The following is a 22,444-nucleotide window of genomic DNA, read 5'->3' on the forward strand; positions in this document are numbered from 1 at the left end:
GGATTCATTAAGATAGGTACCTCGTATCGTTCTCCTCCACGAGGTCATTGTTGAAATCCAAGATCGTCTTTTCTTGCCAAACCTGTGGACATCAGGCGCCACGGTGGCTCGGCCGCTGTCCTGACTGCGGCGGCTGGAATACGATGAAAGAGGAGCGGCAAGCGGCGACCGGAAAAGGGCGACCTGCTGCCATAAAGACCGCTCAGCCCAAGGCCACGCCTATCGGTGAAATTGAAGTGGTGGGAGAGGATCGTCGGCTCACCCGTATCGGTGAATTCGATCGTGTCTTGGGCGGTGGGGTGATTCCCGGCGCGGTCATTCTCATCGGGGGCGATCCTGGAATCGGGAAGACAACGCTACTCTTGCAAGCCTTGCCACGGTTGGCGACCAAGGAGGCGCCTGTTCTCTACGTTTCCGGGGAAGAGTCTCCTCGGCAGATCAAGATGCGTGGGCAGCGGCTCGGCATCGAGCATCCGCATCTGTTGATTCTCGCCGAAACTTCTCTCGAACAAATTCTGAAAGCCGTCCAGGAAACTGGGCCAGCTGCGGTGGTGATCGATTCGATTCAGACAGTGTATACAGAACAAATTACCTCCGCTCCCGGTAGCATCAGTCAAGTTCAGGAAGTCGCCGGACAGCTGATGTGGTTTGCGAAACGAGCCGGTGTCCCGGTCTTTATCATCGGGCATGTGACCAAAGAAGGGGCCATTGCCGGGCCGCGGCTGCTGGAACATATCGTCGATACGGTCTTATACTTTGAAGGCGATAAAGGGCACAGCTATCGGATTCTCCGTGCCGTGAAGAATCGTTTTGGATCGACGAACGAAATCGGGGTCTTCGAAATGAAGGAGGTGGGGCTCGAAGAGGTGAATAACCCATCAGAGTTGTTTCTGGCGGAACGTCCTGAACGGAGTACCGGATCTGTGGTTGTGTCGAGTCTCGAAGGTACGAGACCGATACTGGTTGAACTGCAAGCGTTGGTGTCCTCAACCACCTACGCGATGCCTAAACGAATGGCGAACGGGGTGGAGGTCAATCGAGTCTCGCTTCTGCTCGCCGTGATGGAGAAACGGCTTGGGGTGCATCTTTCCGGGCAGGACGTGTATGTGAATGTCGTTGGAGGCATGCATATCGACGAACCGGCGATTGACTTGGGGATCGTCGCGGCTGTCACATCGAGTTTACGGGAGGTGCCTGTCGAGCCAGGGACGTTATTGTTGGGAGAAGTAGGCCTGGGAGGCGAGGTACGTGCCGTCAGTCAGGCTGAATTGCGTATTCGTGAGTCCGCCAAGATGGGGTTCAAGCGATGCATTCTGCCTGAACGAAATCTGACGAAGCTCGATCCCATCGAGGGTATGGAGCTGATCGGTATTCAGGAACTGCGGGAGGCATTGGATGTGGTGTTGGCGTAGAAATCGGGAAGCGAGAGGCAGCCAAGGCTCGGTGCTCGCGCAACGCGCACACAAAATTCATCGAATGATGATCACAATGGGCGGTGCTCGTTGCATGCGCGCAGGAGAGCCTTATCCGCCTCTGCTTCCCTGTAAAGGGGAGGGTAGTGGGAAAACTGGATTGCTGCACTTCGTTGGCCTGTGTGTTGCCATCTCCATGCTGGTTGGCTGTGCATTTTTTCCGCCGACGCCCGAACAGCCGCTCAAACGAGTCACCGCCGAAGAACTGACCGATCTGTTGCGCCAGCGAGATGCAGCAATCCATTCTTTGAAGGGGCTGTTCAGCGCAAAAGTGCGTGGCGGGTTCTTGCCGATTGCCTCTCGCGTCGAAGGCGCGGTCTACTACCGTCGGCCGAACGCGTTGCGGCTAAGAGGGTTTACTCCTCTTGGGAATGAGCTGTTCGACTTTGTTCAAACTGATGACCTGTATAAGCTCCGCTTGCCTCTCGAGGGAAAAACCTATGCCGGTCACCAGTCCGACATGAAGGACGGTGGGAAGCTGGCTCGATTCTCTCAGTTGAGTGTATGGGCGGTGGGTGGCCTGTTGGGGACAAACTCCATTGCCAGGGATGAAATGGTGAAGGTCGTGGAAGAGCAAGGTCGATATCGTCTCGACGTCTATGCGTCGACAACCGAGGGAACGAGCCCATCGCGTCCTCCGATCCGGCGCCTATGGTTTGACCGCCGATTGCTGGTGGTACAAGAAGATTGGTTTGGGTCGAGTGGGGAGGTCGAGGCGACGATTCAGTATGACGATTTTAGGCCGCTCGACGAGGTGGGAAGTATTTCGGCAGAGACCATAGGGGATCAGGATGTTCGGCTATTCCGCCCCTTCAAGATTTCTCTGGAAGATGGGCGCGGACAAGGCTCAGTGCGAGTCACCTTCCACGAGATGCATCATAATCAAGCCATACGAGCAGAAGACTTGGGTCAGGCCTCATAATCGTCGATGAAACTCCTTGCGGTTGAAACGGCCACGACGTGGCAGAGTGTCGCAATTCTCGAAGACGACCTCATTCTGGCGATGCATGAGCAGGAGGCCGGTGGCGCTCAAGGGTCTCTCCTCTTGCCCACTATCGATCGACTGTTGTCTCAATCCGGATTGCAGCTCAGTGATCTCAGTGGTCTTGCCTGTTCGATTGGGCCGGGTTCGTTTACCGGTATCAGAGTGGGTATTGCAACGTGCCTAGGACTTCGGGAAGCCACCGGTCTTCCGCTTGCGCTGGTACCGACACTTGAAGCAATGGCGAGGAGTCTGGAAGCAGCAGCCGTTCCTGTCTGTCCGATGTTGGTCAGTCGTCGTGGAGAACTGTACTGGGCGATTTTTCGTTGGGTGGGGGGTCAGCGATTGAATCGCACCCTGAGCGAACAAGTGGGAACACCAAGCGCGTTGGCACAGAGCCTCACCGAACACACGATGGTATTTGGGCCCGGATGGTCGTCGATGGGGCATGATATCCAAGCGGCATTGCCGCCGTCCGTCACCGTCACGGCAGGGCCCGATCGAGCCTTCAGACCTTCCGCTAGCCAGGTCGCTCGTATCGGGATGGAGCGGCTTCGTCGAGGCGAGATCGCCGGCGAAGTGATTGCACCGCTGTATGTTCAGCGGGCCGAAGCGGAAATCCAGTACGACCGGTCGGGAGGCGTATCGCCGGTTGCGCGACGCCAGAAGCGGGTTGAAACAAAAATCGGTGAGCGAATGGGTCGATCTCGTCGCCGGTAGAACATGAAAGAAATATGAGCAGCGAGGCTCTGTCCGCATTCAGGATCGTCCCAGCAACTACGGAGATGTTACCGGACATCCTTGCTTTGGAAGAGGCTTGCTTCTCGTCCCCTTGGACGCGCAAAATGCTGGAAGCTGAGTTAACGAACAACCAATTCGCGCACTTTCTCGTCGCGAGGCACCAACAAGAGTCGGCAACAAAGGCAGAACCCACGATTATTGGGTATCATTGCTTCTGGATCGTCTTTGAAGAGCTGCGATTGATGAATTTGGCGGTGCGAGAGTCGATGCGGAAGAGGGGGGTTGGAAGAGCGCTCGTCACCGAAGCCCTCCGTCGGGGATTAGAACAAGCGGCGACTCGGGCGGTCCTCGAAGTAAGAGCCTCCAACGAGCCCGCGCGTGCCCTCTATACACGTATAGGTTTTGTGCAGATCAGCAGTCGCCCTCATTATTATACGAATCCCACCGAAGACGCCGTGCTGATGGAAATGAACCCGCTCGTGATATTGCGCGGCCCGCAGCGGGATAAGAGCTTTGCCTCAGGAGGTGAACCAGCTTCGACCAACCCACTTTAACTAGGAGGTGTCGTTATGTTGACAGAAAATGCGATTGCCGAACAGCTTCGCCACTCCAACACCGAATTCCGGGAACTCGAAGCGTCTCACCATCGTCTGGACCTTGAACTCAACGAACTGCAGAAGCGCCATGTCCTGACCCCGACTGAGGAGATCGAGAAAAAACGGATACAAAAGGAAAAATTGGCGAAGAAAGACAAGCTTGCAGAACTGATTCGCCTCTACCGCGAGCAAAGGCTCGAGCCGGCGCGGTAGCAGGCTGATCCGCCATCGACTCTGCAGGCGGCTGAATCTGTCGATATGGAACAGGCCATCCATCCGCTTGCCTCACACATCCAAGCTGTCAAGCGACGACTGATCATCATTGGCGTGACGGTCTTGGGTTCGTTGGTGCTGACCTTTTCTTTTTCCGCCGAAATGGTCGCGTGGCTCAACCGCCCCTTTCCCAATCAACTTGCGTTTTATGGCCCCACTGAGGCGCTGTTCGCTTCGATCAAGGTGTCATTGTTGGCAGCCCTCATTCTCAGCTTGCCGGTCATTTTTTATCAGTGTTGGAAGTTCATCGAGCCCGCCCTGTTGCCGAAAGAACAGCGTTGGGCGATCCCGCTATTTATGGTGGCGGGAGGGCTGTTCGCCTTAGGGCTGGTTTTCTGCAATCTGGTGATTTTGCCGCTGGTAATCGACCTGTTCGTCAGTTTCGGACTTGATCGTGATATTACCCCGCAGTTGAGCGTCGGCACCTACATTGATTTTAACGTGAAATTCCTGTTCATTTTCGGCTGTGCCTTTGAGCTGCCCTTGGTCATGAGTCTCGTGGCTGTGATTGGAGTGGCATCGGCAGACACGTTCGCGCGGTACCGTAAACATGCCGTTTTGTTGTGTCTCATTATCTCCGCTATCGTGACTCCTGACGCAACGCTCTTTACCATGCTTTTGATGGCGGTTCCCTTGATGGGGCTGTATGAGATCGGGATTGTGGGTGCCCGGCTGTTCGGGCGAAGCCAGGATCTCAAGGGGGTCGATTTGCCGCTTGATCCGGATTTGCCGATCAACACAGCCGGAACGAGGGTACGATGAGACACGAGGCCGTAAGGACTCAGCAGCTACGAGCCATCATGTCGGGTCTACTGTTGTGGGGTGGTGTGCTCGGTTCAGCCGGTGGGGAAACTCTCCAATCCTTCGATCAAGCGCGGATGCCGTCGCCGTTGACGATCTCAGAACGACCGGAACAATCCGCAGCCAGCGTACAGGCCTTAGTGATCGGCGGAAACGGGGTTATCTATGCCGGATCATTCGGGCACGGAATTTTCCGAACCCTGGACCGAGGAACAACATGGATTCGGGTGGGAGAGGGCGTCACTGATCCGTTTATTTTGAGTTTGGCCGCCTCGAAAAATGGTGCAATCTATGCCGGTACATTTCGTGGCGGAGTGTTTCGTTCGCGTGATGAAGGGACTACCTGGCAGCCGGTCAATGCCGGACTCAAACGACTGGAGATCAAGGCCCTACTAGTGGTGGACCGTGAACTATTCGCCGGAACCGGAGACGGCGTGTATCGTTTGAACGCCTCCGAAGATCACTGGACGCCTGTGACGACAGGGCTGGACGATATTCTGGTCCATGCGGTGGTTCGCGCTGCGGACGGAACATTATTCGCAGGGACGTCCGGGAAGGGCATCTTTCGGTTCAGCCCTCGCTCAACCGGTTGGGTGCGTATGCAGCATGGGTTGAAGGATCACGAGGGGATGATCGAAAACTTCGTTCGTGTTTTGGTGATTGATCGGGACCAGAGTATTTTTGCGGGCACGTTCGACGGCGGGGTCTTTCGTAGTGCCGACGGCGGACTGACGTGGCGCTCGATCAGCCGGGCACTGCCTAACGATTCTATCCGAGGCATTGTGCTCAGCGACCAAGGGTTGGTTGTCGCGACCGGGAACGGGATTTTTAAGACCGTGGATAAGGGAACGCGATGGATTCCCCTTAATAAGGGGCTGACCAACCTTGCAATTCAGGTGTTGATCGGATCTGGTGAGAAAGGACTCTATGCGGGGACCAGCTCAGGGGTCTTTCGCAGCGATGACGGTTTGTCGTGGGTGGCCGTTAATCAAGGATTGGAAGCGGAGATGGCGCCACCGCCGTTTCTCTTTCGATAACCGCAGAAAGGATACATGTAATGGCTGATGTAGGCGGGCAGACACGGGCAACAATAGCCGTGACGAGTAAGGGGCAAGCGATGGGAGAAATCGTGCTGAAATTTTTCCCGGACGTGGCGCCCGATCACGTCAACAACTTCGTCAAGCTTTGCCAAGAGGGATTTTACAATGGGACGACGTTTCATCGCGTCATCCCCGGTTTCATGATTCAGGGAGGAGATCCCAACAGTAAGAATTCCGATCGTTCATCCCACGGAATGGGCGGACCTGGTTATAAGGTGAAGGCGGAGTTCAACAGTACGCCGCACAAGCGAGGCATTGTTTCCATGGCTCGCGCGAACGATCCGGATAGCGCGGGGTCACAGTTCTTTATTTGCGTTGCAGACGCCAATTTCCTCGACTGGCAATATACGGTCTTCGGGGAGGTGGTCACCGGAATGGAGGTTGCCGACAAGATCGTCAATTTGAAGCGCGACGGGCGAGACAACCCCCTGGAGCGTGCGGAGATGACCGTGACGATAAGCAAAGCTTGAAGCTAAGGCAGAAGGTCAAAAATGCCGTTGAACTTCCGTTGTCTGATCTTAGCTTTGACATCAGCCTTCCTGCTGGTCGGTTGTGCCATTCCTCAAGTCCCGTCACGGATTGTCTATGAGGACCCGGTCAATTACGTGCGACTGGAAGAAGACGCCGGTGTTCTAGCTGAATGGCCTCCAAGTCATCATGCCCATCCCATCACGATAGAGCCGGGACAGGTACGCGAGATTCTGTCAGGCCTGAAGGTGCGAGAACATCGGATTGCATTGCAACGGTGGTTCAAGGGCGAGGCAGAGCTAGTTGCAGCCTTCACCGATGAGGAACTGGCGATTTTGTCTGTACGGATATCGGAGGCGCTAGCGGAGGCGAAGTATAACGAACGTGTCACCTTCTACTTGAGTCAACCGCAAACATTGACGAGGCGAATCATCACGACGGGCGGCCTCTACGTTCATGGAACGGAACTGCATATCCTTCTGGGAAACTGGCGGATCCTTTACGGCATTCCGGCTTATGGGATGATCTATGATCGGCGTTACCCTATGCGACCGACTGCGGCGAAGGGATTCGATCTGCTCTTTCAGCCTTCCGAAGCCGTGATTCCGGTGAAGAGCAGCCTGCTGGACGGAATTTTGGCCAATGCGAAGGACGAACTCATCATCGATTTGACCAAGCTCGATCCGCCCGATCCGGAGGTTTCTCTCATTCATAAGGTGTTGTCTGAATCCTGAGTCGATGTGTGTACGACCGCGAGCGACACGGCGTTCGAGTTGATACGAGGAGAGGTCGCTGGAAGAAAAGCGGTAGAGAAAAGCCTTATCGACCAATTGGACCCCAAAGATACATTTTGGGTACTTCCATCAACGCTTCGACGATGGACTTCCATCCGAGCTTGCTTTGGCCTTCAATCCGATCGGAAAAACGGATGGGTAATTCTCTCACATCCGCACCCAGCTGCAGTGCCCGCCAGGCCAACTCTACTTGAAAGATGTACCCTTTCGCCCGGACGGTTGCAAGGTTCATTCGCGCCAAGAGCTCACGGCGATAGCAGCGGAATCCTCCCGTCCAGTCGTGGATGGTTGAACCCAGGAAGAGGCTGACGTAGGCATTCCCGCAGCGAGAGACGAAGCGACGACTTGCGTTCCAGTTTTCGGTCCCTCCGCCGGCCACATAGCGACTCCCAATCACCATTGGCGCGTTCATTGTAAGTTGGGAGGATAATCACAACCGATTGTTTGAAATCGAACGGTGAGGCGGGGACGGGCTGTTTACCTGCCGCCGATTGGGAATGCTCAAGATGCAGGTTTCCCGTATCATATCGGCTGATAGCAATGCGCGCACTGTCGGCGCCTCGGGCGATCAATTCCTCGGCAAGCTCGAAGTCCGAGACGGCGTATGCTTCATCTGGGCTTAGCTCTTTGAGAGGAAGGACACAGTTGTTCTCGCTGACGGGACAGTAGCGTACGGCAGGTGCTGAAGTCTTCTCTCCCGATAATGGCAGCGAGAGTGATTCGCCAGGTGGGCATGGGAGTCCTCATGGAACCAGATCCGGAGACGGGCGGCATTGTAAACGACGATGGATACCCGTGCAAGCCGAAGTCTACCCGGCTGTCCGTGCCCACTTACGTGCTTTTTGACAGCGCGGGAACGGCTATGCTACAGTCCGCGAACTGGTGATATTCCAGGTCGTTCTCTCCTTATTTTCTTAAGGAACACTGTTATGGGTGGGACACAGGCGCACGTGGTAATCGTGGCGGGAGCGGGACCGGCCGGACTGGCTGTTGCCAGTGCGCTTTCGAAGGTCGGTCACGAAATCATTATTCTCAATCGCGATATCAAATTCGGCGGGTTGGCTGAATACGGGATATTCCCTTCTAAACTGAAACTTCGTGGTGGGCTCAAGAAACAGTACTGGGAACTTCTTCAGCAGAAAAACGTTCATTATTTTGGGAATGTCTCCATCGGGAACGGAAAGGACCTCACGGTCGAAGATGTGCGCGGGCTGGGTGCAAGCGCGATTGTCTTTACGATCGGTGCGCAGGGAACCAAGGCCATTGGCGTCGAGGGGGACTCGGCGCAAGGCGTCTTTCACGCAAAAGATGTGGTCTATCACTTCAATCGTTTACCGGGGTTTGGCGACCGCCCATTTGAAATGGGGAAACATGCCGCAGTGATCGGGGCGGGAGATGTGATGGTGGATATTGCCCACTGGTTGATCCGCTACAAGAAGGTTGAGAGGGTCACGGCAATTGTCAGGCGGGGACCAGTGGAACGTAAGTACAATCCAAAGGAGATTCGCAGTATCTGTGCCAATATGGACGTCGAGGGAATCAAAGCGGAGTTTGAGCGCATCAAGGACCGTCTCGCCAAGGTCGGCCAGAATCCCGATGAAGTCTTGAAGGCATTCACCGACGAATTTACCAAATGTGAGCCGAAGGTGACCGAGACGAAGATGGGGTTTCGGTTCCTCGCGTCGCCGAAGCGTATTCTGGTCGACGGCGATAATCGGGTTCGCGGACTTGAAATGGAGGACAACCGGCTCGACCCTAAAGGTCAAGATACCGTTGCCGTGGGCTTGAAGCAGCACTATGAATTTCCCTGTGATGCGGTTGTTTTTGCCGTCGGCGACAAGGTGGATGAGACGGTCGGGTTACCCTATAAGAACGGTATGTTCTCCACGAACCCGAATAAGACCGGTAATGATCCCGATGATGCGCTCTTTCAGGCTTACGATGAATCTACAGGCCAGGTGATGGAGGGCGTGTTTTTGGCCGGTTGGGCTCGGAAAGCCAGTGAGGGCCTTGTCGGCGTCGCGAAGCGTGACGGTGATTGGTGTGCCGAAGTCGTCGAGCGCTATCTGATGACCAAGAGCGGCAAAGACGCCAAGATTGTCCTTGCTCACTTGCACTCGCTTCTCGGAAAGCGGCAAAGTCGTCCGGTCGATGTGAATGGCTTACGGGCACTCGATGTGGCGGAACGCTCGTTCGCTGGGAAAGCCGACTGCATCGGAGAGTTCAAATTTTCAGCAAATCAGGACATGCTCAAATACATTGAGCAAGCGAGAGCATACACTAGTTGAAGGGCAACGTCTTCAGCCATGACCCCATTTCAGTTTTTCCCGCAACACTTCATAATAGTGGCTTTCTGGGAATCTGATCAATCTCGTCCGATAGTCTGAAGCCCGGATCACTGCCGTATCGCTCTGTGTCATGGCAACGCCGACTTGCCCATCAAGTGTGGCCATCGATCCCTCATCCTTACTTGTCAACGTCACTTCAATGACGACATCGCCTTGTACGATCAACGGGCGATGCGTCAAGGTGTGCGGACAGATAGGGGTCAAGATGAGCGCCTGGAGGGCGGGGTTCATGATGGGACCTCCAGCAGAGAGGGAGTAGGCGGTAGAGCCTGTCGGTGTTCCGATGATCAGGCCGTCACCTCGTAGATTTGTCACGAATTGGCCCCCTATGGCGATCTGTAGCTCGATCATACGAGCGAGGGTGCCTTTACTGATGACGACATCATTGAGTACGATTCCTCGCGCAACTGTTTCTCCGTGACGATGCACATGCGTCGCTAACATGAGTCGTTCATCGAGAGTGTAGTCGTTGGTGAACACACGTTCCAGCGAAGGATAGAGGTTGTCCAGCCGCACCTCGGTTAAGAATCCGAGCCCGCCCATGTTGACCCCTAGGATTGGAATACTCCGTTCTGCTGCTAGTCGTGCTGCACTCAGAATGGTTCCGTCGCCGCCCAGCACCAACAGCACATCGGCTTTTTCGGCGAGCTGAGTTTTCTGAATTCCGCCCGGTTCGTTCAGTAACGTGGCAGACGTTGTATCGAGAAAGACATTGATACTGCGGTCTCGGAGCCACGCAACGACCCCGAGCAACGTGGCTTTGACTTCGGGGAACTTGGGTTTGGTGAGAATCCCGATACTTTTACTTTTCATGGATCGCGTGTGCGTGAACGGGGCAAAAAGGAGCGTGATTGTATCGGGACGCTTCTTTTTATGTCAACGCACGGCTGATCGCATTCATGGGTGTGTCATGCAGAAAGCAAAGAAACAGCGAGCGATGTTTACCGTACGTATCACGCCGTTTTGTTATCCGCTCAACCTTGACTCTCAACAGTACTGTGGTTAGAATTAGGCCAAGGTTTTTCAACGGTTTTGCTCGAACGCGGCCAGGATTCGTCGTCACGAGTAAGGAGGCAGGATGTTCGAACGATTCACGGACAAAGGTCGAAAGATCATCATTCTCGCGCGCGAGGAAGCCGAGCGACACCAGAACGACTATCTAGGGACTGAACATCTTGTCTTGGCCATACTTCGCGAGTCCGACGGCATTGCTCTCATGATTTTGAAAAAGATGGGGCTTTCTACGGAGCAGATCAGGTTAGAAATCGAGCGAAATCTGCCTGGAGGAGGGACCACCATGACGTTCGGGGAGATTCCCTTTAGTCCACGCGTCAAGAAGGTCATTGAATACGGCGTCGAAGAAGCCCGCCTGCTGGGCCACAATCACATCGGCAGCGAGCATCTTCTTCTCGGCCTTCTTCGTGAAGAAGAAGGGATAGGTGGAAAGATTCTTCGTAGTTTGGGCGCAAATCTGTTGACCGCACGGCAGTTAACTGTGACGTTTCTGCGCAAATCGGCTCCGCGAGAGCGGGATAGGAAAAGCAATACTCCAGCTCTCGATGAATTCGGACGTGATCTGACCCAACTGGCTCAAGAAGGTCAACTGGATCCTGTGATCGGCAGGGCTGACGAAATTGAGCGTGTCCTGCAGATCCTCAGTCGAAGGAGCAAGAATAACCCTGTACTGATCGGTGAATCTGGCGTTGGAAAAACCGCCATCGTGGAAGGGCTTGCTCAGCGGATCGTTCAATCTGAAGTTCCCGACAATCTGCTCTCTCGTCGGGTCATCGCCTTGGATCTAGGTTCTTTAGTCGCCGGTACCAAATACCGCGGGCAGTTCGAAGAACGTCTCAAGGTCGTGATGAAGGAGATTGTCCAAGCTGGCAATATTATCATTTTCATCGATGAGCTGCATACGCTGGTTGGAGCAGGAGCTGCAGAGGGATCCATCGATGCCTCCAATATGTTGAAGCCGGCCTTGTCGCGCGGCGAGATCCAATGCATTGGGGCCACGACGTTGGATGAGTACCGAAAACATATTGAAAAAGATGGCGCGTTGAAACGGCGATTTCAGCCGATACACGTTCAGCCCCCCAATCTCGATGAAACTGTCCGCATTATTCAAGGGCTTCGAGACCGATACGAAGAACATCACGGAGTGGAAATCACGGAGGACGCCATTATTGAGGCTGTCAAGTTGTCCGATCGGTACATCACCGACCGGTTTCTCCCGGACAAGGCGATCGATTTGATCGACGAAACCGGGTCACGGGCGAAGCTTCAGACCTATGCGCTCCCTTCTGAATTGAAAGCGATGGAGCAAGAGCTGAAAAAGGTGTCGCGGGAGAAGGAACTCTCGATCTCTATGCAGAATTTCGAGGAAGCCGTACGGCATCGTGAGGAAGAAGAGAGGTTGCGTAAGCTGCTCGACGAATCCAAGCGAGAATGGAAAAAGAATCAGGAGAAGAGCAAGCCTGTGATCGGCAAGGAGGATGTCGCTTACGTTGTCTCAAAAATGACCGGTATTCCGCTCTTTAAGCTGGAGGAAGAAGAGTCCAACAAGCTCTTGCGCATGGAAGAATTTCTCCATAAACGAGTCGTCGGTCAAAATGAGGCGATTTCGGCGGTCGCCCGCGCCATCCGTCGATCTCGTGCCGGCTTGAAGGAAGCTCGGAAACCGATCGGCTCGTTCATTTTCTTGGGACCGACGGGCGTGGGCAAGACGGAACTGGCCAGGACATTGGCCGAGTTTCTGTTCAATAGTGAAGATGCGCTGATTCGTGTCGATATGTCCGAATATCAGGAGAAGTTTACGAGTTCTCGACTCTTCGGTGCTCCTCCCGGCTATGTGGGCTATGAAGAGGGGGGGCAGTTGACCGAGAAGGTCCGTCGTCGGCCTTATTCCGTCGTGTTATTCGATGAAATCGAGAAGGCACATCCGGATGTGTTCAATGTCCTGCTCCAAGTATTAGACGACGGCGTACTGACTGATAGCCTCGGACGAAAGGTTGATTTCAAGAACACGGTCGTCATTATGACGTCCAACATCGGGACGAAATTGATTCAGAAGGGTGTTTCCCTTGGTTTCCAGAGCACAGAAAGCGAAGCCGCCCGTCGGAAGAAGGAAGAAGTGCTCGGAGAGCTTCGGAAATCGTTCAGTCCGGAATTCCTGAACCGGATCGATGAGATCGTGATTTTCCATCAATTGGAAAAAGAACAGCTCTATAGCATCTTGGATATCCTACTCCGTGAGTTGAACCTCCGCCTCCTGGATAAAGGGATTGAGATTGATGTCGATGACGAAGTCAAGCAGTGGCTCATCAAAGAGGGCTATGAGCCGTTGTACGGAGCAAGGCCAATGCGGCGGGCTATTCAACGTGCCATCGGAGACCCGCTGTCCGATGAACTGATCAGGGGGCGGTTCAAAGAAAGCCGCAAGGTGAAAGTGGTTCTGCGGGACGGAGCTCCGACCTTCATCGAACAGGAGGCAATGGCCGAAGTATAGTGCTCTTTGTGATCGTTAAAATCCTCATACAAGTGTTGGCGGCCTCTGTGGCTGATTGCTGCAGAGGCCGTTTTGTTATCCAATGTCATCTGGCTCCTTCGTAACGAGATGTGTTCCAACTCCAATCGGTCCGAGTTTCAATATGAGGCTCGATGGCGTCCGGGCTCGGTTCTTGGAATCGAGTCTTCATGCGACGAAACGGCTGCAGCCCTACTCAGTTGTGAAGGAGAAGTGCTTTCCAACGTCGTGTCTTCACAAGTGGCCGTCCATGAAAAATTCGGTGGCGTCGTCCCGGAGTTAGCCGCGCGAGCTCACCTTGGGAAGATCGACATGGTGGTCAGGGAAGCCTTGGCGACGGCTCAAGTCTCGAAACATACTCTCGGTGCCATCGCAGTCACCCAGGGACCGGGATTGGCTGGGGCGCTTTTGGTAGGAGTTAATTATGCAAAAGCCTTGAGCTACGGTTTGGGTATTCCGATCATCGGGGTCAATCACCTACAGGGGCACATCGCTTCCGCATGGCTCGCCGACCCCATGTTCCCACTGTCCTGCATTGTGCTGGTTGTATCGGGTGGCCATACCCACCTCTATCGCCATGAAGTCGGCGGCCTGTGTATACTACTGGGACGCACTCGCGACGACGCCGCTGGTGAGGCGTTCGACAAGGGGGCCCAGATGCTTGGTTTGGGGTATCCGGGCGGACCAGCTATTGATCGAATCGCACGTTCCGGTGATGTACAGGTCTTTCGATTCCCCCGATTTCACCGGGCAAAGAACAGTCTTGAGTTCAGCTTCAGTGGTCTCAAGACGGCTTTGTTGTATAAGTTGCGAGAAATGGGTGGTCCTCTGCGATCTCAACAGACTGCCGATTTGGCGGCCGGCTACCAAGAAGCTATTGTGCAGGTTTTGGCCACGAAGGCCTTCGCCGCTCTCAAGCAGTCGAACCTGGCTGCGCTTGCTGTCGTGGGAGGGGTTTCAGCTAATTCGCGATTAAGAACTGTGCTGAACGAGCGCGCGGCACGTGAAGGTATTCGCCTATCGCTGCCGCCTATCGAGTTTTGCACTGACAATGCTGCCATGATTGCCTCAGCGGGTCGTCAGTTGCTGATGAACGGAGAACGACCACATGCAGATCTCGATATCACTCCGGCCGAGAGGTTTGTGATGGTTCATGAAAAACCCGATCAAGCATCGGTTTTTCCAAGGGATAAGGAGAAAGCCAATTCCTGATATCCGGGGTCAGATCACAGGATTACGTACCAGCCAAGTCGCGTCGGTTGAACGACTCTACCGACGTCGTGTCTCATCCGATAAAGTCATTACCGCGGAGCTCGCAAAGGCAATGGCCCAGCTGACCGTTGAACTCCGTCGTCCGCTCGGCGTGCTCTTGACCAGACGAGGACAAGTTCAGGAAGTGATTGTGGGAACGGATTTGACGTTGTCTTCAACAACGTTGACCTTGTTCCGTGCGGGTGCGCGATCGCTCCGTGGTTTGAGGTTCATTCGTACACAACTGCACGATCAGCCACTCAATCAAGAGGTGCTCACCGACCTCGCCTTCTTGCGACTTGATCTTATCGGCCTCCTCTCCATTACCGAGGATGGCCAACTTGGCAACCTGTATGTAGCTCATCTGCTGGCGCCCAATTCGACCGGTCAATTGTTCAAAGTGCTCGAGGCTGTTCCGTTCCACAACCTGACAATGATATTCGACCAGTTTATCGAAGAGCTCGATGCAGACCTTCAGCAGGCGCGAGCTCACTATGCGGTGGAGAGCGGTAAGGAAGCGGCGATACTCGTCAGCGCTTCTATTAAAAGTCGGTCCGAGCAGGAAGAGCGTTTGGCCGAATTGGCGGAGTTGGCCACCTCCGTCGACGTCACAGTGGTCGATCAAGTCGTACAACGAACGTCGGATGGGCATCAGCGCTATCTCTTGGGAAGCGGCAAGATGAAGGATGTTTTGATTCAGACGCTCCATCGAGGCGCCGACATGGTGATCTTTGATCAAACCTTGTCGCCGGCTCAACTGCGAGCCATTTCAGAGATGACCGATATTAAGGTGATCGATCGGACTCAACTGATCCTGGACATCTTTGCTCGCCGAGCCCACAGTCGTGAAGGCAAAGTACAAGTGGAACTAGCGCAGCTACGGTATCTGCTTCCACGATTGTCTGGGAAAGGTGCTCAACTCTCGCGCCTGGGTGGTGGGATCGGCACTCGAGGACCGGGCGAAACCAAATTGGAAACTGATCGTCGCCGCGTGCGTGACCGCATCACCCATTTAGAACGGGAACTGACACAGTTTGGACGCCAACAAGACCAACGGCGGTCAAGGCGAAGTCGGCACGGACTTCCCATCGTTTCACTCGTGGGCTATACGAACGCCGGTAAGTCGACATTGCTCAACGTGTTGACGAACAGTCAGGTATCCGCTCAAAACAGATTATTTGAAACCCTGGACACGACGAGCCGCCGTCTGCGGTTTCCCGAGGATCGCGAAGTCATCATTACCGACACGGTAGGGTTTATTCGGGATCTTCCGCAAGAACTGGTCGGCGCCTTTCGGACAACGCTCGAAGAGCTCCGAGAGGCTGATCTCCTACTGCATGTTGTCGATGGCAGCGCAGCAGACATTGATATCCAAATTACGGCCGTCATCGCCATCCTTGAGGAGTTGCAGTTGAATGGGATACCGAGATTGCTCGTGTTTAATAAGTGTGACCAGATATCTCCATCGCACATCGAGTTACTCTGCCGACGTTACGGAGCCATCGGCATTTCGGCGCTCCAGCCCGCCACACTTCGTCCGCTCCTCGCTCAACTGGAAGCGCACGTGAGAGCGTTGCCAACCGGTGAACATCGGACTGTTGATCTACCGCCGCAGGGCGACGCACTGGTGCTTGCATCTCGTCGGTAACCTCTGCACAATCGGGCCGCCATGAAGCAACCCCAACACGTGGGCGTACAGTCCGTTCTCGACCGCCCGGCGCAGATTGCCAGGAGTCTCCGTCACGCCATGCCGGTGGCACAAGTGGAATTAACGTATCGTTCTCCATGGGAGCTACTGGTCGCCACAATTCTATCGGCACAGTGCACGGACCAGCGTGTGAATCAGGTGACGCCGAGCCTGTTCACGCAATATCCAACGCCTCAAGCCATGGCAAAGGCGACATCGACTGAGCTGGAGGCATTGATCAGATCGACGGGCTTTTATAAGAATAAGGCGAAAAACTTGATCGGCTGTGCCCAGGTCATTAGCGCGCAGTTCAAGAGCCACGTTCCCGACACAATGGAAGAACTCACATCGCTACCTGGTGTCGGGCGAAAAACAGCCAATGTACTCCTTGGGGCCGTATTTAGAAAACCGGGCATTGTGGTTGATACACATGTAAGGCGGGTGGCCAACCGATTGGCCCTGACCCATTCAAGGGATCCCGATCAAATTGAGCGCGATCTGCAATCAATGTATCCGCAAACCCAGTGGACGGATGTGTCCCAACGGTTGCTCCTTCATGGCCGGTATGTGTGCCTCGCGCGGAAGCCTCGCTGTTGTGTTTGCCCGATTTACGATGTTTGTGAGTGGGAAGGAAAACTCCAGAAATGATTAAGAGCATGACAGGATTTGGCCAGCGACAAGAATCATGGTCCGAGGGGGCCGTGAGTGTTGAAGTGAGATCAGTCAACCATCGGTTCCTTGAAACATCCATTCGTATGCCGAAGTCGATGAGCGGGCTCGAAGAACGCTTCAAGAAGGTGATCCAACAACATTGTGCACGTGGAAGAGTTGATCTTACAGTGTTGCTACAAGGCAGTCGAGGAAGCGCTCGTGCAGTGCAACTTGACGTTGAGCTAGCGAAACAGTACCATCAGACCCTTCGTACACTCCAACGCAGGCTGAAACTTAAAGGCTCCATTGACATCGGACTGATGGCGGGGTTCCGCGATATTATCGCGCTTTCGGAGCAGCCGGCCGACGATCCTAAGCTCGTAAGAGTGGTGGAGAAACTGGGGCTAGGCGCGGTGTCGGATCTGGCGAAGATGCGGGAGAAAGAGGGCTTCTTGCTTGCACAGGATATCCTCGCTCGACTTAATCAAGTGCGGGAATGCAGGAGTGCAGTATCGTCCCGTGCTCCCCTTATTGCGCAGGAAACCTTCGACCGTATGAAGCAGCGAGTGGAGAAGTTGTTGGCAGACTCTATCCCCGACCTCCCTCGGCTCAATCAGGAGTTGGCCCTCTATGCCGATCGGTGCGACATTACGGAAGAGTTGGTCAGGCTGGACACGCATATGGTACAGTTTGAGCGTGCGCTCCAAGGTACCGAACCAGTGGGAAAGACGTTGGACTTTCTTCTTCAGGAGATGGGCCGGGAAGTCAATACCATTGGATCAAAAGCCAATGACGCGGCGATCAGGGCCAACGTGGTGCGAATGAAGGCCGAGCTTGAGCGTATGCGTGAACAGATACAGAATGTCGAATGAGCACCTCTATTACCACAAGTAATCACCCTCCTGGTGTTACGGGGAATCGACAAGTTCCTGAACGGCGGGGAATCTTGTATATCATTTCAGCCCCTTCAGGAGCGGGAAAAACGACCTTGTGTAAACAGGTCGTGGCATCGGTCTCCGGGCTGTGGCATTCGGTGTCGTGTACGACGAGAAAGGCGCGCCCAGGAGAAGAACACGGACGTGAGTACTTCTTTATTGAAGAGAAAGTATTTCACGATATGGTTGCGAGAAATGAGTTTCTAGAATACGCACACGTGTATTCCAGCTGGTACGGAACACCGCGGAAGCCTTTAACTGAAAGAATGGAGCAGGGCATCGATGTCTTGCTGGAGATCGATGTCCAAGGTGCGCTTCAGATTAAAAAGAAATTTGGCGATGCCGTCTATATCTTCATCCTCCCTCCATCGATGGACATCCTGCGTGCTCGACTCCAAGGTCGGGGGTCAGACTCTCAAGAGGAGATTGTTCGCCGATTGCAAAAAGTAAGGGAAGAAGTCTGGAGTTTCAGAGAATACCATTACATTGTCCGCAACGATGATCTGACGCAATCTCTTCATGAGCTGAAAAGCATTTTCGTGGCGGAACGTCTGAAGACCAAACGGATAGACATGCATTGGCTTGAGCAAAGCTTTATTCTTGAGAAAGATGCACAAAGGGAACCGTCATCCATTTTATAGCCAAGGGAGCAAGACCTATTATGATCGACATGCTGAGTTTGTTGCCGCAATATACGTCCAATGAATTTGATTCGCGTCATCGACTGGTAATCGTCGCCTCACAGCGGGCGAAACACTTGACTCAAGGTGCTAAGCAAGCCGGGTCCTCTCGCTTCACAAAAGAAACAACCATCGCACTTGACGAGGTGCTGAGAGGTTATGCCAAGTATTTGACCGGCAAGGAGGCTCGCGATGCGATGAAGGAAGCTAAACGAGGAAAAGAGGGTGAAACTGAGCGGATAGCGATGATGACCGGAGAGGACGCCCGCGAAATCAAGAAGGAGCTCAGTGTGTACGTCGATGATACGGTGCAGCCGACGACGGCTCCGGCTGAGGGGTAAGGATTGGACGAAACACAATCGCCGACACACCTGTGGGGCAAGCGGCTTGCCCTTGGAGTAACCGGCAGCATCGCCGCGTATAAAGCGGTCGGCTTGCTTCGAGCTTTTGCGCGTGAAGGTGCCACTGTCTCGGTGGTGATGACTGAGGCCGCCACGAAATTTGTGACTCCCCTTACGTTTGAAGTGCTCTCTGGAATGCGGGTCGCGACGGATCTTTTTGAATATCATGAAGAGATGGCTCATCTCATCGTCCCAGGACAGGCCCACGCAATTGTTGTGGCGCCAGCTACGGCAAATTTTCTGGCAAAGGCGGCGCTTGGTCTGGCGGATGATCTGTTGAGCACGATGCTGTTGAATGCTCGGTGTCCCGTGATTGTCGCTCCTGCCATGGACGGGGACATGTGGGCACATCCCACGGTTGTTCAACATGTTCAGCTGCTCCGCGCCCGTGGGATCGTTGTGCTTGATCCTGAAGTGGGTCCGCTGGCATCAGGTCAAGTCGCACAAGGGAGGCTTCCAGCAGAGTCAAGAATCTTGGATGCCGTCCATAAGGCACTGATCCCTCAGCTGGATTGGCGAGGACAACGGGTGCTGGTATCCGCGGGCCCGACTCATGAACCCATTGATCCGGTTCGGTTTATTTCCAACCGTTCCTCCGGGAAGATGGGGTATGCCATTGCAGAAGCCGCAAGGGATCGAGGGGCGGAAGTTGTCTTGGTTACAGGGCCTTCCTCTCTAACGCCTCCTCCAGGGGTTACCACTGTTTCAGTCAACACCGCGAGCGAGATGAGTGACGCGTTGAGTCGGCATTTCCAGTCTGCTACGGTTCTGATCATGGCTGCAGCGGTCGCAGACTTTCGCCCCAAAATTCCGGCTGGGCAGAAGCTCAAGAAACAGGGCAAATCTGCGCTGGTGCTCGAACTTGAATCCACTCCGGACATTCTCGCAATGTTGTCCGCACGCCGGACATCGCAAATTGTGGTTGGTTTCGCGGCAGAAACCGAACAAGTCTTATCTCATGCAGCAGACAAGTTGAGAGGGAAAGGATTGGATCTCATCATTGCCAACGATGTCGCGCAAGCGGGAAGTGGGTTTGGCAGTGACGACAATGCGGTCGTTATTCTTTCGGCCACGGGCGAACAGAAAGCCTTAGGCCCGATGCCCAAGCGCCGTCTGGCCGACGAAATTCTGACGACCGTGCGCGAACTGTGCCTGACCTCACCTCGTCGCGCGTCCCTGGTGGAGTGAGTCGAGCTATGACCTCAGGTTCAAAAAAAACGGGTAATGCCGGTGTAATTGATCAGTTGGCCTTGACCTTAGCTAAAGAGCCAAAGTCTAAGGTATTCATCCCTCTGGCAGAAGAATACGGCAAAGCCGGCATGTGGGAAGAGGCCGTTGCTGTTCTTGAAGATGGGTTGAAGACTTATCCAGGTTTCATCACGGCCATGGTGGCGTTAGGTCGCGCATATGAGCAGATGAACCAACCAGTCAAGGCTAAGGCCATTCTTGAGGAAGCCATAAAATTGAGCCCTGACAATCTTCGTGCACATCGAACATTGGCGAAGCTCTACGCGGCTCAAGGGGCCAAAGAAGCGGCCGTCCGGTCGTGCGATGTTATTTTGTCCATGAATCCACACGACCAGGAAGCTTTGTCCCTTCGCGCCGGGTTCGACGTACCGACGGTTCATGGAGAGGCACAATCGCAAAGACAATTGCTTGCCACGCCGGTAAAGACCGCTAGCGTTGAGTCTGACCGGCTTCGCGGCGAGGGCTTGACATACGCATTAGGCGATGCGACGCCGGCAACCAAAGCTGAAGCCAACGGGGTGTCTAGTAGCGCACCCCGTTCGGAAGAAAGACTTGCCCAGACAGCCGGTTTTACGGCCCAAACCTCACAGAAAACGAGAAGCGTAGTGATCGCACAGCTTGAGCAGTGGCTTAACTCGGTCCAGACACGCCGACGAAATCTCCAAGTCTCTTCTCGACTCGACTCCTGAACTCCCCTCATGACTTCAACGGTTTGACCCTCTAAGAGGGGGCTGTTAGAATGCCGCCCTTGGCGTGGCGGTGTGAGGGAGATATAGAGGGGAGGTATCCCACGCGACATGCGCATCTTGGTCCTTCACGGTCCGAATCTGAACCTGTTGGGTCACCGGGAGGAATCTATTTACGGAACGGTGACCCTTGATACGATCGATGCGTCGCTGATAACGCTGGGTGGCGATCTTGGAGCTGAACTGGTTATTCGTCACTCGAATCATGAAGGGGAATTGGTGAACTGGATTCAAGAAGCGCGACGAGGCTATCACGGCATTATCATCAATCCAGCGGCCTATACTCACACCAGTATCGCGATACGCGATGCCCTGGCCGCCGTTGATTTGCCTACCATTGAGGTCCATCTGTCAAACATCTATCGGCGTGAAGAATTCAGGCGACATTCATATGTATCGGGAGTCGCCTTGGCACAGATCTCTGGGTTCGGTGCGGCCGGCTATCTGTTGGCCTTGCGAGGACTGTGCGAACAAATATCTGCTTCCGGATCAAAACGTTCTGCTGATGGGAGTGCCTCAGGAAGCGGAGCGAAGCCAGGCGCTCGATGAGGGGATGCCCAAGCTGTCGGTCGCTTTTTCAATGATAGGAGGGAGTTGCGAGTGATTTCCACGGTGGATTTTCGCAGCGGGGTGCGTTTGATGGTCGAGGGAGAGCCTTTTTATATCGTCGAGTTTCAGCACGTCAAGCCCGGCAAAGGCGGTGCCTTCGTACGTACGAAGTTGAAAAGCTACCTCTCTGGAAATGTGTTGGACCGAACGTTTCGCTCTGGAGAACGGTTTGAAGAGCCCGATTTGGATGAGCGCGTCATGCAGTTCCTCTACGCATCCGGAAATTCTTACACTCTGATGGATACCGAGACGTACGAGCAGTTGACGTTTGAGAGGAGTCAGTTGGGAGAGAACGCCGATTTGTTGAAAGAAAATATGACCGTCAAGATCCTCATCTACGAGCATCGCCCGATCGCCGTCGAATTGCCGAACTTCATTGAGCTCAAGGTGGTCGATGCGGAGCCCGGTGTGCGGGGGGACACTGCGTCTGGAGGAACCAAACCGGCGGTCGTGGAAACGGGGGCGACGATCAAAGTTCCGCTCTATTTGGAGGTCGGCACCGTCATCCGGATCGATACTCGCACCAGATCCTATGTGGAGCGCGTTCGGTGAGCCGTCGTCGATCTATTCATTCCAAGACCAAGACGCGTCGGATTGTGTTACCGCAGACTGTGAACGAGACAGGTGATGAGGTCTCACTCACAGGGGGTTCCACCAAGCAAATCCAAGAACTCATCGATTTGCTTCGGCGCAATAATTTGACCGAGCTTGAGTTTGAACGACAGGGCATCCGTATCCGTGTCCGCCATGAACTCGTAGCCAGACCTCTTGCGACTTCAGCGCAGGAGTCTGTCCAAACCCCGCCTCAACAACCGATGCATTCTGCTTCAGTCACGGCACCGGTGTCGGACGCAAGCACGGGTTTTGTGACCGTCACTTCCCCAATCGTCGGCACATTTTACCGATCCCCCTCACCCGACGCCGATCCGTACGTTGAAGAGGGGGAGTCTGTGAAAAAGGGGCAAGTGCTGTGCATCGTCGAAGCGATGAAACTCATGAACGAAATTGAGTCAGAAGTGGACGGTCGCCTTGTCAAGATCTTGGTGGAAAGCACAAAGTCAGTGGAATATGGTCAGGCACTGTTTCTTATCGATCCCAAAGCCGCTTCATAGGTCATTTTAAGGGCTGTCCTCACCCT

Annotated in this window: 24 protein-coding genes; 22 read left to right on the forward strand and 2 right to left on the reverse strand. The window is 54.3% G+C overall.

Going from position 1 to position 22,444, the window contains the following annotated elements:
* Positions 1-50 precede the first annotated feature (50 nt).
* The 9 genes from radA to P0120_11310 are packed head-to-tail and all read left to right on the forward strand — an operon-like array spanning position 51 to position 7,167.
* Complete coding sequence (radA, locus tag P0120_11270; protein MDF0674897.1) at positions 51-1,412, forward strand: DNA repair protein RadA; 1,362 nt, start codon at positions 51-53, stop codon at positions 1,410-1,412.
* Entirely contained in the window at positions 1,396-2,394 is a 999-nt protein-coding gene (locus tag P0120_11275) for a hypothetical protein (GenBank protein MDF0674898.1), read from the forward strand. Before radA ends, P0120_11275 begins: the two co-directional genes overlap by 17 nt.
* Before the next feature lie 6 nt (positions 2,395-2,400).
* Positions 2,401-3,174, forward strand: a complete 774-nt coding sequence (gene tsaB, locus P0120_11280; protein MDF0674899.1) for a tRNA (adenosine(37)-N6)-threonylcarbamoyltransferase complex dimerization subunit type 1 TsaB — start codon at positions 2,401-2,403, stop codon at positions 3,172-3,174.
* 14 nt (positions 3,175-3,188) lie between these two features.
* Positions 3,189-3,749, forward strand: coding sequence for a ribosomal protein S18-alanine N-acetyltransferase (rimI, locus tag P0120_11285; protein MDF0674900.1), 561 nt, complete (start codon positions 3,189-3,191; stop codon positions 3,747-3,749).
* 15 nt (positions 3,750-3,764) lie between these two features.
* On the forward strand, positions 3,765-4,004 hold the full coding sequence (locus P0120_11290; protein MDF0674901.1) for a DUF465 domain-containing protein: 240 nt from the start codon (positions 3,765-3,767) through the stop codon (positions 4,002-4,004).
* Between the two features lie 45 nt (positions 4,005-4,049).
* A complete protein-coding gene (gene tatC / locus P0120_11295) occupies positions 4,050-4,826 on the forward strand; it encodes a twin-arginine translocase subunit TatC (GenBank protein MDF0674902.1) in 777 nt (258 codons plus the stop codon).
* Positions 4,823-5,902 carry a hypothetical protein gene (locus tag P0120_11300; GenBank protein ID MDF0674903.1) on the forward strand — a complete coding sequence of 360 codons (1,080 nt, stop codon included), beginning with the start codon at positions 4,823-4,825 and terminating at the stop codon, positions 5,900-5,902. The genes tatC and P0120_11300 overlap by 4 nt, the downstream gene beginning before the upstream one ends.
* Positions 5,903-5,922: 20 nt before the next feature.
* Positions 5,923-6,435, forward strand: coding sequence for a peptidylprolyl isomerase (locus P0120_11305; GenBank protein MDF0674904.1), 513 nt, complete (start codon positions 5,923-5,925; stop codon positions 6,433-6,435).
* A gap of 21 nt (positions 6,436-6,456) precedes the next feature.
* Positions 6,457-7,167, forward strand: coding sequence for a hypothetical protein (locus P0120_11310; protein MDF0674905.1), 711 nt, complete (start codon positions 6,457-6,459; stop codon positions 7,165-7,167).
* An 85-nt stretch (positions 7,168-7,252) separates the two neighbouring features.
* Here P0120_11310 and P0120_11315 read toward each other — a convergent pair whose 3' ends face one another.
* Entirely contained in the window at positions 7,253-7,627 is a 375-nt protein-coding gene (locus P0120_11315; GenBank protein MDF0674906.1) for a hypothetical protein, read from the reverse strand.
* Between the two features lie 529 nt (positions 7,628-8,156).
* Between P0120_11315 and P0120_11320 the strand changes: the two genes are divergently transcribed.
* Positions 8,157-9,515, forward strand: coding sequence for an FAD-dependent oxidoreductase (locus P0120_11320; GenBank protein MDF0674907.1), 1,359 nt, complete (start codon positions 8,157-8,159; stop codon positions 9,513-9,515).
* 12 nt (positions 9,516-9,527) lie between these two features.
* On the opposite strand, the gene P0120_11325 is transcribed toward P0120_11320, so the two are convergent.
* Complete coding sequence (locus P0120_11325; protein ID MDF0674908.1) at positions 9,528-10,388, reverse strand: NAD(+)/NADH kinase; 861 nt, start codon at positions 10,386-10,388, stop codon at positions 9,528-9,530.
* A 265-nt stretch (positions 10,389-10,653) separates the two neighbouring features.
* Between P0120_11325 and P0120_11330 the strand changes: the two genes are divergently transcribed.
* From P0120_11330 to accB, 12 genes are all read left to right on the forward strand, one after another.
* Positions 10,654-13,080: an ATP-dependent Clp protease ATP-binding subunit gene (locus tag P0120_11330; GenBank protein MDF0674909.1), complete on the forward strand. Its 2,427-nt coding sequence runs from the start codon at positions 10,654-10,656 to the stop codon at positions 13,078-13,080.
* Positions 13,081-13,188: 108 nt separating this feature from the next.
* Complete coding sequence (gene tsaD / locus P0120_11335) at positions 13,189-14,310, forward strand: tRNA (adenosine(37)-N6)-threonylcarbamoyltransferase complex transferase subunit TsaD (GenBank protein MDF0674910.1); 1,122 nt, start codon at positions 13,189-13,191, stop codon at positions 14,308-14,310.
* A complete protein-coding gene (gene hflX, locus P0120_11340) occupies positions 14,252-15,997 on the forward strand; it encodes a GTPase HflX (GenBank protein MDF0674911.1) in 1,746 nt (581 codons plus the stop codon). The genes tsaD and hflX overlap by 59 nt, the downstream gene beginning before the upstream one ends.
* A 21-nt stretch (positions 15,998-16,018) precedes the next feature.
* On the forward strand, positions 16,019-16,684 hold the full coding sequence (gene nth / locus P0120_11345; GenBank protein ID MDF0674912.1) for an endonuclease III: 666 nt from the start codon (positions 16,019-16,021) through the stop codon (positions 16,682-16,684).
* Positions 16,681-17,559: a YicC family protein gene (locus P0120_11350; GenBank protein MDF0674913.1), complete on the forward strand. Its 879-nt coding sequence runs from the start codon at positions 16,681-16,683 to the stop codon at positions 17,557-17,559. The genes nth and P0120_11350 overlap by 4 nt, the downstream gene beginning before the upstream one ends.
* Positions 17,560-17,633: 74 nt before the next feature.
* On the forward strand, positions 17,634-18,263 hold the full coding sequence (gene gmk, locus P0120_11355) for a guanylate kinase (protein ID MDF0674914.1): 630 nt from the start codon (positions 17,634-17,636) through the stop codon (positions 18,261-18,263).
* A 20-nt stretch (positions 18,264-18,283) separates the two neighbouring features.
* Positions 18,284-18,643, forward strand: coding sequence for a DNA-directed RNA polymerase subunit omega (locus tag P0120_11360; GenBank protein MDF0674915.1), 360 nt, complete (start codon positions 18,284-18,286; stop codon positions 18,641-18,643).
* A 3-nt stretch (positions 18,644-18,646) separates the two neighbouring features.
* On the forward strand, positions 18,647-19,891 hold the full coding sequence (coaBC, locus tag P0120_11365; GenBank protein ID MDF0674916.1) for a bifunctional phosphopantothenoylcysteine decarboxylase/phosphopantothenate--cysteine ligase CoaBC: 1,245 nt from the start codon (positions 18,647-18,649) through the stop codon (positions 19,889-19,891).
* Between the two features lie 8 nt (positions 19,892-19,899).
* The gene (locus P0120_11370; GenBank protein MDF0674917.1) at positions 19,900-20,640 is read left to right on the forward strand and encodes a tetratricopeptide repeat protein; all 741 of its coding nucleotides are present in this window, start codon (positions 19,900-19,902) and stop codon (positions 20,638-20,640) included.
* Between the two features lie 108 nt (positions 20,641-20,748).
* Complete coding sequence (aroQ, locus tag P0120_11375) at positions 20,749-21,246, forward strand: type II 3-dehydroquinate dehydratase (protein ID MDF0674918.1); 498 nt, start codon at positions 20,749-20,751, stop codon at positions 21,244-21,246.
* 51 nt (positions 21,247-21,297) lie between these two features.
* A complete protein-coding gene (gene efp, locus P0120_11380) occupies positions 21,298-21,858 on the forward strand; it encodes an elongation factor P (GenBank protein ID MDF0674919.1) in 561 nt (186 codons plus the stop codon).
* Positions 21,855-22,418 (forward strand): acetyl-CoA carboxylase biotin carboxyl carrier protein, encoded by a 564-nt coding sequence (gene accB, locus P0120_11385; GenBank protein MDF0674920.1) that lies wholly within the window; start codon positions 21,855-21,857, stop codon positions 22,416-22,418. The genes efp and accB overlap by 4 nt, the downstream gene beginning before the upstream one ends.
* Positions 22,419-22,444 lie beyond the last annotated feature (26 nt).

It is taken from the genome of Nitrospira sp. (assembly GCA_029194675.1).
Classification (GTDB): Bacteria; Nitrospirota; Nitrospiria; order Nitrospirales; family Nitrospiraceae; genus Nitrospira_D.

Excerpts from the sequence above, each read along its gene's own strand:
- P0120_11325 (MDF0674908.1), bottom strand. The coding sequence starts at position 10,388 with ATGAAAAGTAAAAGTATCGGGATTCTCACCAAACCCAAGTTCCCCGAA.
- P0120_11370 (MDF0674917.1), top strand. The coding sequence starts at position 19,900 with ATGACCTCAGGTTCAAAAAAAACGGGTAATGCCGGTGTAATTGATCAG.
- hflX (MDF0674911.1), top strand. The coding sequence starts at position 14,252 with ATGAAAAACCCGATCAAGCATCGGTTTTTCCAAGGGATAAGGAGAAAG.
- rimI (MDF0674900.1), top strand. The coding sequence starts at position 3,189 with ATGAGCAGCGAGGCTCTGTCCGCATTCAGGATCGTCCCAGCAACTACG.
- tsaB (MDF0674899.1), top strand. The coding sequence starts at position 2,401 with ATGAAACTCCTTGCGGTTGAAACGGCCACGACGTGGCAGAGTGTCGCA.
- tsaD (MDF0674910.1), top strand. The coding sequence starts at position 13,189 with ATGTGTTCCAACTCCAATCGGTCCGAGTTTCAATATGAGGCTCGATGG.
- aroQ (MDF0674918.1), top strand. The coding sequence starts at position 20,749 with ATGCGCATCTTGGTCCTTCACGGTCCGAATCTGAACCTGTTGGGTCAC.
- P0120_11300 (MDF0674903.1), top strand. The coding sequence starts at position 4,823 with ATGAGACACGAGGCCGTAAGGACTCAGCAGCTACGAGCCATCATGTCG.
- P0120_11320 (MDF0674907.1), top strand. The coding sequence starts at position 8,157 with ATGGGTGGGACACAGGCGCACGTGGTAATCGTGGCGGGAGCGGGACCG.
- P0120_11350 (MDF0674913.1), top strand. The coding sequence starts at position 16,681 with ATGATTAAGAGCATGACAGGATTTGGCCAGCGACAAGAATCATGGTCC.
- nth (MDF0674912.1), top strand. The coding sequence starts at position 16,019 with ATGAAGCAACCCCAACACGTGGGCGTACAGTCCGTTCTCGACCGCCCG.
- tatC (MDF0674902.1), top strand. The coding sequence starts at position 4,050 with ATGGAACAGGCCATCCATCCGCTTGCCTCACACATCCAAGCTGTCAAG.
- P0120_11275 (MDF0674898.1), top strand. The coding sequence starts at position 1,396 with ATGTGGTGTTGGCGTAGAAATCGGGAAGCGAGAGGCAGCCAAGGCTCG.
- P0120_11315 (MDF0674906.1), bottom strand. The coding sequence starts at position 7,627 with ATGGTGATTGGGAGTCGCTATGTGGCCGGCGGAGGGACCGAAAACTGG.
- P0120_11310 (MDF0674905.1), top strand. The coding sequence starts at position 6,457 with ATGCCGTTGAACTTCCGTTGTCTGATCTTAGCTTTGACATCAGCCTTC.
- P0120_11305 (MDF0674904.1), top strand. The coding sequence starts at position 5,923 with ATGGCTGATGTAGGCGGGCAGACACGGGCAACAATAGCCGTGACGAGT.
- P0120_11290 (MDF0674901.1), top strand. The coding sequence starts at position 3,765 with ATGTTGACAGAAAATGCGATTGCCGAACAGCTTCGCCACTCCAACACC.
- P0120_11360 (MDF0674915.1), top strand. The coding sequence starts at position 18,284 with ATGATCGACATGCTGAGTTTGTTGCCGCAATATACGTCCAATGAATTT.
- P0120_11330 (MDF0674909.1), top strand. The coding sequence starts at position 10,654 with ATGTTCGAACGATTCACGGACAAAGGTCGAAAGATCATCATTCTCGCG.